Annotated in this window: 11 protein-coding genes; 10 read left to right on the top strand and 1 reads right to left on the bottom strand. The window is 46.6% G+C overall.

Annotated features, from left to right (window positions below):
- The first annotated feature begins 118 nt into the window (after window positions 1-118).
- From Q365_RS0102040 to Q365_RS0102020, 5 genes are all read left to right on the top strand, one after another.
- Window positions 119-1,120: a response regulator gene (locus Q365_RS0102040; protein WP_028021775.1), complete on the top strand. Its 1,002-nt coding sequence runs from the start codon at window positions 119-121 to the stop codon at window positions 1,118-1,120.
- A gap of 10 nt (window positions 1,121-1,130) precedes the next feature.
- Window positions 1,131-5,090 (top strand): response regulator, encoded by a 3,960-nt coding sequence (locus Q365_RS0102035; protein WP_028021774.1) that lies wholly within the window; start codon window positions 1,131-1,133, stop codon window positions 5,088-5,090.
- 181 nt (window positions 5,091-5,271) lie between these two features.
- Window positions 5,272-5,610, top strand: a complete 339-nt coding sequence (locus tag Q365_RS0102030; protein ID WP_028021773.1) for a hypothetical protein — start codon at window positions 5,272-5,274, stop codon at window positions 5,608-5,610.
- Between the two features lie 367 nt (window positions 5,611-5,977).
- Window positions 5,978-7,564 carry an HlyD family secretion protein gene (locus Q365_RS0102025; protein WP_028021772.1) on the top strand — a complete coding sequence of 529 codons (1,587 nt, stop codon included), beginning with the start codon at window positions 5,978-5,980 and terminating at the stop codon, window positions 7,562-7,564.
- The gene (locus tag Q365_RS0102020; RefSeq protein ID WP_028021771.1) at window positions 7,561-9,069 is read left to right on the top strand and encodes a glycosyltransferase; all 1,509 of its coding nucleotides are present in this window, start codon (window positions 7,561-7,563) and stop codon (window positions 9,067-9,069) included. Before Q365_RS0102025 ends, Q365_RS0102020 begins: the two co-directional genes overlap by 4 nt.
- On the opposite strand, the gene Q365_RS0102015 is transcribed toward Q365_RS0102020, so the two are convergent.
- Window positions 9,060-9,383: a DUF4156 domain-containing protein gene (locus Q365_RS0102015; protein WP_028021770.1), complete on the bottom strand. Its 324-nt coding sequence runs from the start codon at window positions 9,381-9,383 to the stop codon at window positions 9,060-9,062. The two genes, Q365_RS0102020 and Q365_RS0102015, sit on opposite strands and share 10 nt — an antisense overlap.
- Window positions 9,384-9,613: 230 nt before the next feature.
- Here Q365_RS0102015 and imuA point away from each other — a divergent pair, with 230 nt between their 5' ends.
- The 5 genes from imuA to fucP all read left to right on the top strand — a co-directional run bounded on the left by imuA (window position 9,614) and on the right by fucP (window position 17,141).
- On the top strand, window positions 9,614-10,315 hold the full coding sequence (imuA, locus tag Q365_RS0102005) for a translesion DNA synthesis-associated protein ImuA (protein ID WP_028021769.1): 702 nt from the start codon (window positions 9,614-9,616) through the stop codon (window positions 10,313-10,315).
- A complete protein-coding gene (locus Q365_RS0102000) occupies window positions 10,312-11,718 on the top strand; it encodes a Y-family DNA polymerase (protein ID WP_028021768.1) in 1,407 nt (468 codons plus the stop codon). Before imuA ends, Q365_RS0102000 begins: the two co-directional genes overlap by 4 nt.
- 11 nt (window positions 11,719-11,729) lie before the next feature.
- The gene (locus tag Q365_RS0101995; RefSeq protein WP_028021767.1) at window positions 11,730-14,843 is read left to right on the top strand and encodes an error-prone DNA polymerase; all 3,114 of its coding nucleotides are present in this window, start codon (window positions 11,730-11,732) and stop codon (window positions 14,841-14,843) included.
- Window positions 14,844-15,312: 469 nt separating this feature from the next.
- Window positions 15,313-15,732 (top strand): D-ribose pyranase, encoded by a 420-nt coding sequence (rbsD, locus tag Q365_RS0101990; protein WP_028021766.1) that lies wholly within the window; start codon window positions 15,313-15,315, stop codon window positions 15,730-15,732.
- 86 nt (window positions 15,733-15,818) lie between these two features.
- Window positions 15,819-17,141, top strand: coding sequence for an L-fucose:H+ symporter permease (gene fucP, locus Q365_RS0101985; protein WP_035024266.1), 1,323 nt, complete (start codon window positions 15,819-15,821; stop codon window positions 17,139-17,141).
- The last annotated feature ends 13 nt before the right edge of the window (window positions 17,142-17,154 follow it).

Genomic DNA, 17,154 nt, shown 5'->3' with positions numbered 1-17,154 from the left:
AACGAGACTCTCCTCAAACACAAAAAAAATAGTTATGAGACATCCGTCTCTTTTATTGAAAAATCAGCGATATAGGCTATCCCTTATATAGGTAAAAGTATTTTATTGGGAACCCTAGATGTTAGAGAGATGCCTTGTCGTTGATGATCACGAGATGATTCGCGAAACAATCGCGATCATGGCGACGTCGCTTGGATTTAAAGAATGCGTCATGGCCATTGACGGCGCTGATGCAATATCAAAACTCTATCACTCCAGGCCGTCTCTCATCATTACCGATTTACAAATGGAGCCCATTGATGGTCTGGAGATGCTGCGCCTGATCAGAAGCGGACGATATGGTTTGCCTCACGACATCCCTATTATCATTCTCACTGCAAACGCGTCGGAAAGTGTCATCGCTCAATGTATCTCATTCGATGTTGATGCTTTTTTGGTCAAGCCTGTCAATCGACAATCTTTACAAGAACGCATCAATCAGCTCACTCAACAAGCTAAACCCAAGAAAACCGTCGAACATTATTTTTCGATGTACCAACAAGATCCGGCTAAATCTACGGCCTTTCAAGTCAACGGAACGGTGGCCTTCAACGACGAAGATCTTAGAGAATTCGATATGTTGATCCATGGCCAAAAGCCCGAGCCCATAGTAGCGTCCAGCAGCAACTTTGAGCCTCAATCTACCGAACCGTTTGTCCCACCGAAGGAAGATAACCGAAAAAAATTCATCAAGTGGCAGGACCGTTTTTCCGTCGGTAACGACGAGCTAGATGCCAGCAATAAAGGTCTATTGAACATCATTAACGATACCTACGATCTGATTGTTAGCCATGAAGAGGGGGCTGTTTTTGAAGATATTTCGAAGCGATTTCAACACTACGTCAGCCAGCACATTTCCCGCGAAGAAGCCCTCTTGGAAGAACACGAATACGCTCGTCTGAAAATCCATCGAGACATCCATGCAAGGTTATTAAAGCAAGCAGAATTCGTCGTATTAAAATGCCAAGCAGATCCGAGCTTTTATAAAACAGACTTCTTCAGGCTGTTACGATTTTGGTGGGTGAAACACGTCGTTCAGGAAGACACACAATACAAATCAACCTTCTCCCAAGGTGGCTAGCGAGGAAGAAATGCATACGAACTTGTTGCTCTCCAGTCGTGAATCTCGCCATACACTCGCACAACTCTTTCTCAGCGGTAGCGCAGTAATCATTCTATTACTGCTCTCTTTTCTGTGGTTTTACCGGTCTATCTACCAAGATACTGAACAAAAGTTGAATTACTTTTTGCAGGCCGAAATCGTCAGTTTGAACAGCGCGATCGGTGATTGGCAAGAGCACAGAAAGAGAGAGCTGAAAATCATTGCAAGTGATAAGCAAGTACTCAGAATTCTGAGAGACACCGGCGTCTACGAAGGAAGAAAACTGCACGCCGAAGATTCGATTTATACTGCGTTAGAGCTTTATGCAGACAGCTTTCAATTTAGTAACATCGCTATTTTCTCCCCGAGTGGAGAGTTAGTGATAAACCTTAACCCAGAACACGAAAATGCTGTCATCCAATCTTACCAGCGCCACGCCTCTACTATCTTGTCGAATACGCAGTTTGTCGCGCCTCCAGAGAATTTAAATAGCCCTACCGCTAAGCCAACTATCACCATGGGAACGGTGCTTACGCATAGCGAACAGCCCGCGTTTTCAGCCCCTATCTTGCTGGTCACAAGAAATAGCCACGACTTCAACAAGCTTTTCGAAACACATAATGGAGACACAACACGTTTTGCTTTCGCGGTTAATCGATTAGGCAACGTGGTTGCCGCATCAACCACTTCGTCAACTGTTCCCATGAATCTCGAATCGGCTCCAAAGGCCACAGCACATGCCACACCTTCTGATTTACTCAGCTCTCAATCAAACGCCTTTATGCTTAACACCCAAGGGTTTAACGGCCATCTCCCCCACCAATCAATTGGTGTTTGGCAATGGCATGATAGCTACCCCGTAGGGCTTATCGTTGAATTTAGTGCACAAAAAGCCTTAAGTATCGTTGAACAAACGCGCACTTACTTAGCCTTTGCATTTCTCGTGGTCACACTCGCTTTTTCCCTTTTCATTTGGAGGCACGCAAAGTCAGTCTTAAAAATTGGCTTTAGCCAACGCTATCTAGAATCCATTCTTCGACATTATGCTGACGGTGTCATCGTCATCAATGACTCTGGCCAAGCGATTACCATCAACGACCGAGCTAAAGCGCTGGTTGGGCTCCCTCAAGAAATACTCAAAAATGTGCCCCTTGATGAATACCGCTCAGATGAGAATTCCGGTTTAATCGATGTCCTTGAGGACTCTAAAGAACGCGCAATCGCGTTAGGCGAATTCAGCCGAGTTGAACAACAAGGCAATCACGCTGATACCGTATTTCTCAATATTAAAGCCAGTAATCAGCTCATTGGTAATCGCTATTACGTGGTTCTTAACATCCGAGACATTACTCAGCAATCCAATACAGAAGCCAAACTCAGCCGGAGCAATGCCTTATATTCTGTCTTCAACACGGTACAAGACATGTACATGACGACAGGAAATTCAGAACGTTCGTTCCGAAAAGCCCTGATCGTGTTAGCAACGTTCACTGACAGTAAAGTCACTGCGATGCTTGAAATTAAAAATGGCGAGCAAAAACTCCTTTTTAAACATCAAATTGCCGGACTCGCTAGCAGTTTCGACCACCTGCCAGACCACCTTTTACCGATTGCTGAATCTGCCATTAGCCAGAGACGAACTGAGTTTTCATCCGACACTGCACCGGCCAGCAGTGAGGACGGCACTATTTGTCCGAACTACGCACTACTACCCTTGATCACCAAGGGCGAAGCCATTGGTGTTATCGTCCTCGCAGGACGAGAAGAACCCTATTCAGACCAGCAAATCAACTGGATTTCTCCTGTAGTAAAAAGCATTTGCAGCATGTTGTATTCAGACAAACAAACGCAATTGAACCAAGAAGTGAATGAAGCCCTGATCAAGACCAAGGAAGAAGCGGAACACGCCAACGAAGCGAAATCCAATTTCCTTGCCATGATGAGTCACGAAATTCGCACGCCGATAAATGGCATCATTGGTATGTCTGAAGTCCTAGATAATTCCCAACTGTCGTACGAGCAACGACACTACAACGACACGATTTCAAGCTCAGCGAATGCGCTGCTCGATATCATTAATGACGTCCTAGACCTGTCCAAAATAGAGGCCGGTAAAATGACCGTCAGAGAAGAGGCCTTTACGCTGACGGAGCTCATGGAAAATGTCACCAACATCGTTGCCCCAAGAGTCAAAGAAGAGGTTTGTTTTACCTCTTATATCGACCCCACCCTACCACCAGAATTGGTGTCTGATTTTGCCAAGTTGAGACAGATCATCGTCAACCTTGCCGGTAACGCGGCTAAGTTTACAGATTCAGGCTTTGTCGACGTTTCAATCAACCTATTGCGTCGGACTGGTGATAAATGCGATATCGAAATTACAGTGACGGACAGCGGCATTGGTATCAGTGAGGAAAACCTTGCGAAAGTCTTCGAAAACTTCTCTCAGATCGATAATTCCAGCAAGCGGCGCTATCAAGGCACAGGGCTTGGTCTGCCAATATGTTGTAAATTTGTGGATTTACTCGGCGGTTCAATTGGTGCTGATAGCCACATTGGACAAGGTTCTGTATTTACAACGCGCTTAAGCGTTGGCGTATCACAACCCACCACATTAGAGAGCGTCAAACCGTCCCCGTTACTCGAACGCCAGAGAGTGCTTTTGGTGTCTCGTTGTGTCAGTCAACTCAACAATATTAAGCGGTATCTTGCGTTTCATAATATGTCTATAGAAAGCGCCCGTAACGAAAACGCCGCGATACGTTTGCTGGAGCAAAAGCCTGGATTTAGCATGACGTTGATTGATCAGACCGTATCCATTAGTGATATTAAGGCCTCTTTAGAGCAGAGCGAACGCACTAAACATGTGCTTTATCTCGCTGATATAAAGGGAACGGTTACGCAGAATAGCCTATCAATCTCAGCCGCCTTGACCGCCCCTTTCAATATTTTCAACCTAACAACAATGCTAGAGAGTATTGTTTCTCTTGATCAAAAGGGTCACTCTCGAGAAGCGATTTACCATTCATTAATGCTGAAAAACCATCGCGTTAAACAAACAGTAAGTACGTTAATCCGCGATGGTCTCTCTATCTTGGTTGCGGAAGATCACCCTGTTAATCAGGAACTCATTACTACCATATTGAAAGGGTTAGGGTGTAAAACCACTATCGCAGACAATGGAGCCATCGCCTTTGAACGCTTTATGTCGAACCGTTACGACATGGTATTCATGGACTGCCAGATGCCCGTTATGGACGGTTATGAAGCCACCCGAAAGATCCGGCAGCTAGAAGCGGCTAACCACTTACCTGCCGTGCCTATTATCGCAATGACAGCAAACGCTTTGGTCGGAGACCGTGAACGCTGTTTGCGCGAAGGGATGACCGAATACATATCTAAGCCGTTTAAGCAGCAAACCTTGATCGACATGATGAACGACCTAATGCCATCAATTGGAGAATCAGGAGAGAGCAGTCAAAACACCGATGACCACCTCATCATGTCCGCTCATGCGCCACCTCAAGCGTCAAAGAGTACCCAAAGTGATGTAACCCCTAACTACCTCGAGGAATCCCCTGTCGCGCTGCAGGAAGCTCAGGAAAACAATCAGGCCACCGCTTCTTTTGACCTTTCGACCCTACGAGAAACCACAGGAGATGACCCTGCTTTGATCGCCATGCTGGTTGACCGCTACATTCAAACTCAAGAAAAAGACATCACAGCGCTAGGACAAGCATGGAATGAACAGCAATTCGCTGAAGTTAAAAAGCTAGCCCACAAAATGAAAGGGGCGGCGCTTATGGTTGGCGCTATTGATTTCGGCGACCTGTGTAAAGAGATAGAGCAATACGACATAGAAGCCGCAGCCATGCCAGAAAATTTACTGCATGAAGTACAGAATAAGTCAGCATTACTATGCGAGAGAATGCTTGCCACTAAGCCGTAGTAGAACATAAAGGATAACGCAAGATTGAAAAGGTTGCTTTTTGAACCCTTTTTGCGATTATTGCAAACTAAGCTCCACTATCTTCAGGCCAGCCTAGGCAAATAGGCATTTTTTTATTAATTTTAACTCAAACAATAAAAAACATAATTTTAATGATTTCAACATTTTTAGAGAGTACGCCATGCCGACTGTTATCCATTTTCCAACAGAGAATGTGCCACCAGCGACGCAATCTTGCGCCCTGACAGAACTCATCCGTGATGAACTTTGCCATCTTAGCTCTAATGAATATATGGTAAATTGCATCCTAGAAAGAATGAAGCCCTTCATCGCGACCTTGGACTGCGATTTAGAATTAGATGTTGAAATCACTTCGGACAACGAAGCGGGTGTTCTGCAAATGATCCCTGCGGTGCAGTCACTTCAATCTCGGTTTGATGGCATCATTTCAGAAATTATCTCTGAGCGTATTCTTCATGAAATCCACCTGTTCCATATCGAACGCGCCAAGAAAATCTGACAAATCCAACACAAAAACGCGAAGAAAGGAGCTAAAGCTCCTTTTTTTTGTCTTCTTTTTTAACACTCATTTTGCGAAAAACCATCTGCATCCCTTGCAGTTTGCAACCCAATGTTCGGCTAACAACTTCATCAAACGGCGGGAAAAATGACAAAGCGGCAAATTTGTGGCGCTTTGTTATTGAACAAATACATCGGCCTCACTCCTGTACGTTGCAGAAATGTTGACATTTCTCTCCATGACCCTCATTTACTTATATACTTATCAATAAGTTCCAACTTGGAACTATTGACTCATAAAAAGACACTTGTAAGTATGGCGCGACATTTGCAGGTCCCCATATGAAGTCACGATGTCTGGAGGCATTATGGGAGTTGCAGCAATTAGCACAGGTTCGATTCATACCTTTCAATCGCGCTCTGGCGCTCGAAAGTTTCCACGAATTGAATTTGCAGCCCAAATCGAAATTGATGGCATCCTCTACCCCACCAAAGAGTGGAGTGTAGGAGGTTTCTCAATTGGTGATGAAAAATACCCAGGAAGAAAAGGGGACAAGCATCACGGCAACCTGTGTTTTGACCTTCCCGTAGGCCGCTTTTCCACCCCTGTTCAATTCGAAGTGATGAGAGCAAGCGAACATGGCTATGCACTCGGCTGTCAGTTTTACTCGTTAAACTCCGGCCACCAAAAAACGCTGCAAAGCATTGTAGATACCTATCTGACAGGCGAGACAATTTCACTAGAAAGTGTCACGTCGTACGGGGTGAAAGCGCAGCTTCACGAAGAAGAAGTGAAGCGTATGCAGCAAAACTGGTGGCGGTTTGCACTGGTTGCTCTTGTTTCTCTTACGTTAATTGTGACTGCCGCGTTGATGATCCAAACTCGAGTTTTGTCCATTACCTCCCAACATGCTGCCGTCAGCCAGCCAGTACTTACACAACGCAGTTATAACAACGGCGTTTTACGATTAGGAGACTACAAGCCCGGCCAGCTCGTGAAGAAAGGTGAACTGCTGTTCACGGTATTCACCGATGAAGGGACAGACTTATTGGCAAGAGACACCCAGTTACTGAACGGCATTAACAGCCAAATCAACTATCTCCAAACGCTGCTTCGCCAAAGTAAAGAGTCGGTGGCTCGTTACAACTCACGTCTCTTTAGCGAACTTCAACTCGTCACCAATAAAAAGCAATTACTTGAAGATGAGCTCGCTACAAGGGAGCGCATTTTGGCACTCTATGTTAATGGCGTTAAAAGAGGCACGGTTGATGAAGTCTCTCGTGAGCTAGAGCGTGTCGAAACCTTTGAGATCAAACGCCAGATAATCTCTATGGATAATCTGATTGAAGACATCGAACACAAGCTCGATCAGATTTTAATTGGCGTGCCGCCAAGAGAAGCGCAAGGTGATTTAAATTCACCCTTTGAAGTACAAAGTAAACTCGATATCTTGATCACCAAAAAAGACCAAGTCCTTGAGGAAATTGAACGCCTTAAAACTCGTGGTCTCGCTTACGCACCCTGTGATTGTTATATCGTGACTATCAATGCTTCTGATGGTCAGGTGGTTCAAACTGGTACTTCCGTGTTCGAGTTATCTCCGATTTCCCAAGAAAATCGGACTGCGCGCTCTATCCTCGCACTTATGCCACTCGAAGGCGCTGAGCTAATTAAAATTGGCATGCCTGTTGAGTATCGACTCGCCAGCAGAGACGAGAAGTTGGTAGGCACCGTTGACCACATCCAATACTACAGTGCGTCTAATAGTGACATATACAATGAAGAAGGCGAGTCACTCAGTGGCTTACCGAAAACCCTTCCACGACTACAACAATACACCTTGATTAAAATACTGCCTTCAGACTCTGACCGTGATTCTATCGTCAATGAACCAGTGACGGTGGTGGCAACTGTTGGCTGGAAAGATATTTTCAAACATTGGTTTAACCTATGAATGTGAATAAGTTAGTCGTCAAAAACTTTCACCGTGATGACCCACGTCATGTGACTATCTTATGGTGGCTATTCTTTGGCGGACTTCTGTTGGGGCTTTGGGCAATTTACACCATATTGCCTTCTGACAAAGTGCAGCCTGAAGTACTATACACACTTGGAATTATCGGTATCTGGCGCTATGGCTGGAAAACCATTCACCTCTTGCGTGGCCTTTACTATCAGTACGTTCGCTACCCCGCGTTGTCAGTGCTGGCGGATATGACTCAAAAACCCAGTGAAATTCTGTTGGTGATCCCCTGTTACCGAACCACGCCAGAGATTAGCGCCCCCGTATTTAAAGCCTTGATTGACGAAATAGGAAATTTTGGCGTGGCATGTCGCGCAGTGGCTTGCGTGACCGATGAAGCCGATATCAGTATCATCGAATCTCAGTTTGATAAACTCAAACAACGTGTACCCGTTAGCCTTTACATCATCGACCAAGATGGCACGGGCAAGCGAAATACCATGGCGGATGCTCTCACCCTTCTAGCTGAAGACCGCCCTGTCTCCAAAGACAGCATTCTGATCCTCATGGATGGCGACACCGTGCTTCCCGAAGGCATTCTGACCAAAGTTTCTGGTTTTTTGATGCGCTACCACGATCTGGGTGCGTTAACGACGCACAATAAACCCGTCGTAAAAGGCAATTCACTGACGCGCCAATGGTACCGCCAGCGTATGGCACAGCGCCATTTCTACATGAGCTCGTTAAGCCTAACTTATCGCGTGCTCGTGCTCACAGGTCGCTTTTCTGCCTACCGCGCGTCTTTAGCCCTGTCACCCGATTTTATTGATAGCTTGCGATATGACCACGTAAACCATTGGCGATATGGACGAATCCGAATGCTGACGGGCGATGACAAAAGCACCTGGTATTTTGTGCTCAAGGAACGCTGGAAAATGCTCTATCTTCCCGATGTATCCGTAACGTGTTTAGAAGATGCCCCATCCGGAAGTTTTGTGAAAACGAGCATGTCACTGATGACACGCTGGTACGGCAATATGCTGAGAAGTAACATTCGCGCTATTGCGCTAGGCCCAAGAAGAGCTGGGTGGTTTCTCTGGTTTTGTTTGCTTGATCAACGTATCAGCATGTGGACGACGCTAATTGGTCCATCCTTGGCATTGGTTGTCGCAACTTACATGGGAACAAAAGTGGTGATCGCTTATCTGTTCTGGGTGATCGCAACGCGCAGTGTGAATGTACTTTTAATCTCTGTGCAATCCGGACAGTTTCACCCAATTTTCGTCCCACTACTGTGGTATGAGCAACTGATTGGTTCCTTGGTAAAAGTGTATCTTTTCTTCCATCCCAATGTTCAACGTTGGACTCGACAAGGAATAAGCGGGCAGATCGAAGATCACTCGATTTCTCATGAAATCAAGCGCTGGCTTCCACACCTGCAGACCACTGCCGCGTTCAGTTCTTTATTGATCTTCGTGATGTGGCTTTATGGCTGACAACGGTAAGCTTTAGCAAGGAAAGTGACCGAGGTAGAGAAGGGCTTAGGTGAATAAAGTAAGATCGTATCAGCACCCAGCGTCATGGCTTCGTTACGCATTTGGTTCACCGCTCCCTTCGTCAACGTTCCGTCGTTAATCATCCAATAGTCATACCAATGACCTTGGGAACCAACCACGACACCTTTATCTTCACATCCGATCATTTCAAGAGCATCGCCCCAAAGCACATTGATTTTTTCAGAGTCAGGCTCAGGCATTGTTACACACGCTGACAGGACAAATGGGGCAGTAACAAGTAGCCACTTCTTCATGTTTTTCTCTACGTTTATTATTTGGTTATTTATACCCAAGCAACCTGAAGACTCAAGGTTGCTTGGGTATTGAGATTATACTCAAATGATCTCATTAAGCATTGAGAACTTACTACTGAGCAACTTAAAGCGCTCAATCAAAGCGACCTTCAGAGTGAACAAAAATGCGCTTGCTCAAATGACGATCTGACCCTAGAATAATACTGTACATATATACAGTATTATTAATTATGCTTGATAACATTCTTGCTCTGCATTCCGGGATTTGGACGGCGAATCGCCTCTACCAACCCCAAACACATTGTCGACCTAGCGGCTACGACATCATTGATGAGAAACTAGAGGGCGGCTGGCCAGAATCCGGGGTGGTTGAACTTCAGCTCCCCTGCTTTGGCATTGGTGAACTACGCCTCGTGCTCCCTGCTATTGCTAGCGCTTTAAAAGACAGTGAACTGGTGGTATTCGCTACTCCACCCGGAGAGCTAAACCCTATCGCGTTATGCCAAGCCGAACTGGATTTGAACAAGGTCATCATTTTACATTCGACCTTGCCTTCAACATTGTGGTGCGTAGAACAAGCCATCAAAAGTGGCTGTTGTCGTACTGCTGTACTGTGGGGAAAAAGCCTCTCTGTCACGCAAGCAAGGCGCTTACAGTTAGCTGCAACAGAGAATGATTGCTTACTGTTTATGGTTACCCATCAAGAAAGCTCACAAGGTTTACCCGTGAGCTGTCGGCTTGCCGTGACGCCAACTGAAGAAGGGCTAAATGTTCGTGTTATTAAACGCCGAGGGTTGCCTATTCCTCCTTTCCACCTTCCGTTGCCACCTGTCTTCCACGCCTATCAGCGACATCTCTTAAATCATGCCGAAGAAGCAGAAGACATTCATGTTCTCCCATCCAGCAAAAACGTTGTGCCTTTATTCCGATGATGCTGTGGCTCTCAATATACTTCCCCGCTCTGCTGCTCAATACCTTGGAGCGCGATAACGGTTCTACGCTTCCGTTGATCATCCTATCGGGTAGCAATGGCTCTGTTTGTCAGGCCAATCAAAGCGCCTTCGAGCATGGCATTACGCTGGGTAATGATTTGGGCACAGCCAGTGCGCTTTGCCATTCATTACAGGTTGTGAATTACGATGAGAAAAGTGAGACCGAACGCCTATTACAGTTGGCTTCTTTGCTTTATCAAATCAATGCCGACATTGTGCTCTATCCGCCAAATGGTTTGCTCATGAAAGTCAGCCCCATGCTCAAGCTTTATGGGTCGCTAGACCATTACTGGCATACCCTATTATCGGCATTAACCAATGAGAACGTGACCTTTCATTTTGCGCTGAGTCCCTACCCTGAAGCGGCATTAAAACTGGCACAAGCCAAAGCCGATAAAGGCTTTCTCACGCCAGAGTCGACACAAAGTGCTTTGGACGCCCTCAGCGTTCGCCAATTGGGTTTTACCGACAAACAATCCGTGCAATTTGAACGAATGGGACTTCGCCAAGCGAAACAGCTTTTCGCTTTACCCATTGCCTCTTTAGGGCAGCGATTTGGAAAAAGTGTGCCAGAACAACTTCGCGCTCTGACACAAAGCCAAACCGCTCAGCACACCTTTTTCACACCGCCTGAACACTTTCAGCAATCGATAGAGCTCTTACATGAAATAGCCAACAGCCAAACTCTCTGTTTTCCCCTTCAACGCATGTTAAAAGAAATGGAGAAGTTTCTTGATGTAAGAGAAGCCGTGATTCCCAGCGTGAAGGTGACGCTGACTCAACGCGAACAGGATGATAAATCTTTAACTCTGTCGGCAGCCGCGCCCGAATCTCGCGCCAATCGATGGATGCCTTTACTCCAATTGCACTTAGAAAAACTCACACTCGATGCGCCCGTTACCCATATCCGCCTTGAAGCAGCCACCTTGCTGCCCAAACAATCCCCAACCCAAGACTTATTCGCAGGAAAACGCGGACAACTGACATCTGGCGAGCTCATTAGCCTCATGCAGGCAAAAGCCGGAAAGCAGGCGGTGTATAGCTTGACGCTCAAAAACGATCATCGCCCTGAACATGCTTTTCGTCGACAACCGCCATTACACGCCTGTGAACAAACGCTACCCACTCATCTTCCATCAAGACCATCACTGCTGCACATTTCGCCACGGCCTCTACTCGCTCGACCAGAGACATTGACAGGGCCTGAGCGCATCAGTGGAGGTTGGTGGGATAAAACCCCCATTCAACGCGATTATTTCATCGCACGTAATCAGCGCGGGCAATGGTGTTGGGTATTTCGTACGGCAACAGGGGAATGGTTTGAACATGGTCTTTTTTGCTAAGCGGATTCAACATGGGAAATAATCCGTCCACCCCACTCCCTTGGTTTGGTGAACTGCATTGTAAAAGCAACTACAGCTTTTTAACGGGAGCCTCTCACCCTGAAGAGTTAGTCGTCCGCGCTGAAACTTTGGGCTACAAAGCTCTCGCCATCACCGATGAATGCTCTCTTGCTGGCGTAGTACGTGCTTACACAGCGATTAGAGATCAGCAACTGTCTCTCACACTCATTGTCGGTTCAGAAATTTCCTATCAAGGGGAGAAACTGATTCTGCTTTGCCCAAGTCGTATCGCTTATGGCGAATTGGCTCGGCTGATCACCCAAGCACGTATGCGAAGTGAAAAAGGGCATTATCAGGTTTTTAGTGATGATTTTGGCCACATCAAACACTGCTTGTGTATTTGGCTTCCAACGCTTGATCACGAACAAAATATCCAGAAAGCGTCTTTCCAACATTGGCTAAAAAACACGTTTGACGGGCGGCTCTGGATTGGCGCTGAACGCCTTCTACTGCCTGATGAGTCCCGCTACCTGACCTTGATAGAAACACTGGCTGGCTCACTTGCCCTGCCGATCGTCTGCACCAATGATATTCTCATGCACCACCCGAGACGCCAGCCTCTCCTTGATGTGCTGACTGCCATTCGTTTAAGAAAACCGCTTCATGAGTGCGGACTGTCACTGCCGCGCAATGGAGAGCAAGCCCTCAAGCCTCTCGACCAGATCACTAAGCTTTACCCACCAGCGTGGATACAAGAAACCGCCAACATCGTTAAGCGGTGCAACTTCTGTCTAAGTGAATTGCGTTACGAATACCCTGCTGAGTTGGTCCCAGATGGCTTCACTGTCAGTCATTACCTTCGCCACCTTGTTGAACAAGGCATAAAACTGCGATTTCCTGACGGAATTCGACCTGACGTTCGCGCCATCATTGAAAAAGAACTGGTACTCATTGCAGAGCAAAAATACGAATTCTTTTTCCTCACTATTTACGACATTGTCCAGTTTGCTAAATCGCAGGGAATTTTATATCAAGGGCGAGGGTCGGCAGCCAATTCTGTCGTGTGTTACTGCCTTGAGATAACTGCGGTAAACCCCGACAAAGTGAATGTACTCTTTGAGCGCTTTATCTCTAAAGAACGCGATGAACCGCCAGACATTGACGTGGATTTTGAGCACGAGCGCCGAGAGGAAATCTTCCAGTATATTTACCAAAAATATGGCCGCCAGCGCGCAGCACTGGCTGCCACCGTGATCACTTATCGGTTTAAGAGCGCGTTTCGAGATGTCGGTAAAGCCTTAGGCATCAACGACACACAGCTTGATTACTACATCAAAAATCTTAACCACAGAGACAAAGACCTCGATAAAACGGAGCAACTCAAAGCGCTCGGTTTAGATATCGAGTCTCATCACGGACGCTGGTTATTGGAATTAGTTGAAGAGATTCGTGGGTTTCCTCGTCATTTAAGCCAACACGTCGGCGGGTTCATTATCTCTGCTGGGCCCTTGTATGAACTGGTTCCGGTTGAAAACGCCGCCATGGCTGAGCGAAGCGTGATCCAATGGGATAAAGACGACCTCGAATCTTTAGGGTTACTCAAGGTGGATATCCTCGCATTAGGTATGCTCAGCGCTATTCGCAAGGCATTTACAATAATCCACCAACAGGATAACCGTGCCCTATCTATCGCGGATATCACTGCCATGGGTGACGATCCTCAAGTCTATCAACAGCTACAAAGAGGCGATTCTGTGGGGGTTTTTCAGGTGGAATCCCGCGCACAAATCAACATGCTGCCAAGGCTACGGCCTGCTTGCTATTACGATTTAGTCATACAGATAGCCATCGTGCGTCCTGGCCCAATACAAGGGGACATGGTGCATCCTTACTTAAAACGTCGATGGGGAAAAGAAGCCGTTTCTTATCCCTCAAAGGAAGTCGAGTCTGTGCTTTCTCGCACCATGGGCGTACCCATTTTTCAGGAACAGGTGATTCAACTCGCCATGGTGGCGGCAGGCTTTAGTGGTGGTGAGGCGGATCAACTTCGTCGTGCCATGGCGGCTTGGAAGCGCAGCGGCAAACTCGCCCCTTTTCGCGAAAAGCTGATCAATGGGATGAAAGAACGAGGTTACGATATTGCATTCGCAGAGCAAATATTTAAGCAGATACAAGGCTTCGGCGAATACGGCTTTCCCGAATCCCACAGTGCTTCATTTGCAGTATTGGCATATACCTCATCGTGGTTAAAGCATTACTACCCTGTTGCCTTCTACTGCGCGTTGCTCAACAGCCAACCCATGGGTTTTTATAGCCCCTCGCAGCTTCTCCAAGATGCTGCTCGTCATGGGGTGAAAATCTTACCTATATGTGTCAATCACAGCGACTGGGATCATCAACAAGTTGTCGAGAACAACCAATACGCCCTTCGTTTGGGTTTTCGTCTTGTGAAAGGCTTTTCCGCACAAGGTGGTGAGCAACTTCTTTCTCATCGGCCGAGACAAGGCTTTCAACACATCAATGAACTACGCCAGTGCGGGATGAGTCGAGGCGATCTCCAAGCGCTCGCCAGTGCGAATGCCACGCAAGTACTGGCAAACAATCGGTTTTCAGCGCGATGGCAAATGATGGATGACACGCATACGCTGCCACTGCTCGCAAATACCGCGCCCACAGACCATGACGAGCAAACCATTCAATCGCCTACCGCTATTGAGGATGCGATTGAAGATTATGCCTCAACCGGATTGACGTTAGGTAAGCACCCTATTGCGCTCTTAGATGAGAATGGAAAGTTGGGAAAACATCGCCTCGCCAGTGAACTGGCCACCATCAAATCAGGCTCTGCCGTCACCGTTGCCGGTGTAGTCACAGGGCGACAACGCCCAGGCACCGCAAGTGGCGTAACCTTTATGACCTTGGAGGACCAAACCGGAAATATCAATGTCGTAGTCTGGCTAGCCACAGCAAGAGCGCAAAACACGCCGTTTGTTACTGCCAAAATATTAAAAATAAAAGGAATATTAGAACGGGAAGGTGAGGTAGTACATATTATTGCAGGGCGTTTAATCGACATGACATCCACGCTCGATCAGTTACTCATCCAAGCGAGAGATTTTCATTAAGCGGCATATCAGCCAATGTTCAGCAAGTCATCATCGTCAAGCCCAGCAGCCTGCATGTTTCTTCTAGCGTTACCAGCACCGGTGAATGAGTGCGAGCCAGCAATTTCTCTTTTCGAACCCCGCAAAGTGAATGCTTTGTTTGCATACTGTTTAATTCTGGTTATCAAAGATTTTCGTCAATTTCACACTGCTTAATCCTTACCTTACGTGTTTTTACTCTGCCAAAAGCTCAACCGCAAGCCCAGTGATATGATCAGTATCTCAATAATCTATCCGAAACTGCCGCCAGAAAGATCGAAATCACACATATGATGGAAGCTTAATGCAAAGCCAATTTAGAAGAATATTATCTCATCGAAACGTTTCGATGAGCTTTTTTGAAGAATGAAACAGCACAATTTTTGTCGCTCATCATCTATTCAAATCTTCTATTCAATGTTGCAAGACGTGTAGCCGAAAGGTCGATGAAATGAAAAAAACTACTCTACTAAATTCTGATATTTCTTATTTGCTGGCGACGCTAGGCCATACCGATGAGATCACCATTTGTGATGCAGGTCTGCCAATTCCGGATTCGGTTTCTCGTATCGACTTAGCGCTGACCCATGGCGTACCGAGTTTCATTGATACCGTTCGAGTGATCCTCTCTGAGTCACAAATTGAAGGGGTCGTCATAGCGAAAGAGTTTGCGGAAATCAGCCCTGAGCTATACCAAGCGCTCATGACAGAATTAGACGCAGAGCAAGTGCGTTGCAACAAAACCTTCAACATCCAACATCTCACTCACGAGCAATTTAAGCAACGTACGCACGATAGCAAAGCGGTGATTCGCACGGGTGAATGTACGCCTTATGCCAACGTGATTTTTCAAGCTGGCGTTGTTTTCTAAACATTCCAAAAAATAATATTTAAATGACAACCTGTTGCCGAACGTGGCGAGCCACTGAGCGTGACAGAAAGAATGGAAGGTACATTATGTTTATTCGAAACAATACCGTGCAACATGCCGACGGATTCCTGAACAAAACGCCATTATTCCAATTTTTGCTGCTCTCTTCTGTGTTTGCATTGTGGTCTGCGGCGGCAGCGCTGAACGATGTCTTAATCACACAGTTTAAATCCATTTTTGATTTGTCTAACTTTGCCTCGGCACTGGTACAATCTGCCTTCTATGGTGCTTACTTCTTAGTGGCGATCCCTGCCTCTATGGTTGTGAAAAAAACATCGTATAAATTGGCAATACTGCTGGGCTTAGCACTGTATATCTTTGGCTGCATGATGTTCTTCCCTGCGTCCCACGCGGGCACTTACACCATGTTCTTGGCAGCGATTTTCTGTATCGCAATTGGCTTGTCATTCCTTGAAACCTCGTGCAATACCTATTCTGCGATGATCGGTGAGCCCGAACGCGCCACGTTGCGTTTGAATGTTTCTCACACCATCAATGCGATGGGCTACATCATCGGTCTACTGCTCGGTAAGCACCTTATTTTCCAAGAAGGCGTCGACGTTGGCCATATGATGGCAACGCTAACAGGCCCAGAGCTAGAAGTGTTTAAAGAACAAGTGCTGCAACAGACACTAGAACCTTACAAGTGGTTGGTGGGTGTGATTGCGACCGTCGCTATCCTTATTGCGGTGACGGAATATCCAAACTGCAAAGCAGTAACGAATAAGAAAGATGACCAGCCATCGTTTAGTGAAACCTTGTCATACCTTGCTGGCAATACACGTTTCTTCAAAGGTATCGTCACGCAGTTTGCTTACGTGGGCATGCAAGTGGCGGTGTGGTCATTCACCATTCGCCTCGCACTTGAAATGGATTCAAACATGGTTGAGCACGATGCGGCCAACTACCTGCTTTATGCCTTTATTATGTACTTCTTAGGTAAGCTGCTAGCGAACTACTTATTCACTAAGACCTCGCAAGAGAACGTCTTGATGGGCTACTCAGCGGTCGGTGTATTCTGCTTAATCTACGTCACGTTTGTGCCTAACTTCAGCGCTGTGTGGGTTGCTGTGGGTACATCAGCACTGTTCGCACCTTGTTGGGCAACTATCTTCGCGTCGACGCTGCAATCCGTTGATACACGCTACACAGAAACTGCGGGCGGATTTGTAGTGATGTCTATCATCGGTGGTGCGGCAATTCCTGTCGTACAAGGCTTGATGGCGGATCACATGGGCATGCAAACCTCATTCATCGTCAACGCCGTTTGTTTTGCGGGTGTGTTCTGCTACTTCTTCAGTGAGAAGAAATACAAGCAAGCATTTTCTTACACGGCCGCGACTGCATAATTGAATTGAGTGG

The organism is Enterovibrio calviensis DSM 14347 (assembly GCF_000621165.1).
GTDB lineage: Bacteria > Pseudomonadota > Gammaproteobacteria > Enterobacterales > Vibrionaceae > Enterovibrio > Enterovibrio calviensis.
The sequence above is the reverse complement of the archived record's forward strand: the minus strand, read 5'-3'. Positions and strand labels throughout refer to the sequence as shown.

Excerpts from the sequence above, each read along its gene's own strand:
- Q365_RS0102040 (WP_028021775.1), top strand. The coding sequence starts at position 119 with ATGTTAGAGAGATGCCTTGTCGTTGATGATCACGAGATGATTCGCGAA.
- Q365_RS0102035 (WP_028021774.1), top strand. The coding sequence starts at position 1,131 with ATGCATACGAACTTGTTGCTCTCCAGTCGTGAATCTCGCCATACACTC.
- Q365_RS0102030 (WP_028021773.1), top strand. The coding sequence starts at position 5,272 with ATGCCGACTGTTATCCATTTTCCAACAGAGAATGTGCCACCAGCGACG.
- Q365_RS0102025 (WP_028021772.1), top strand. The coding sequence starts at position 5,978 with ATGGGAGTTGCAGCAATTAGCACAGGTTCGATTCATACCTTTCAATCG.
- Q365_RS0102020 (WP_028021771.1), top strand. The coding sequence starts at position 7,561 with ATGAATGTGAATAAGTTAGTCGTCAAAAACTTTCACCGTGATGACCCA.
- Q365_RS0102015 (WP_028021770.1), bottom strand. The coding sequence starts at position 9,383 with ATGAAGAAGTGGCTACTTGTTACTGCCCCATTTGTCCTGTCAGCGTGT.
- imuA (WP_028021769.1), top strand. The coding sequence starts at position 9,614 with ATGCTTGATAACATTCTTGCTCTGCATTCCGGGATTTGGACGGCGAAT.
- Q365_RS0102000 (WP_028021768.1), top strand. The coding sequence starts at position 10,312 with ATGATGCTGTGGCTCTCAATATACTTCCCCGCTCTGCTGCTCAATACC.
- Q365_RS0101995 (WP_028021767.1), top strand. The coding sequence starts at position 11,730 with ATGGGAAATAATCCGTCCACCCCACTCCCTTGGTTTGGTGAACTGCAT.
- rbsD (WP_028021766.1), top strand. The coding sequence starts at position 15,313 with ATGAAAAAAACTACTCTACTAAATTCTGATATTTCTTATTTGCTGGCG.
- fucP (WP_035024266.1), top strand. The coding sequence starts at position 15,819 with ATGTTTATTCGAAACAATACCGTGCAACATGCCGACGGATTCCTGAAC.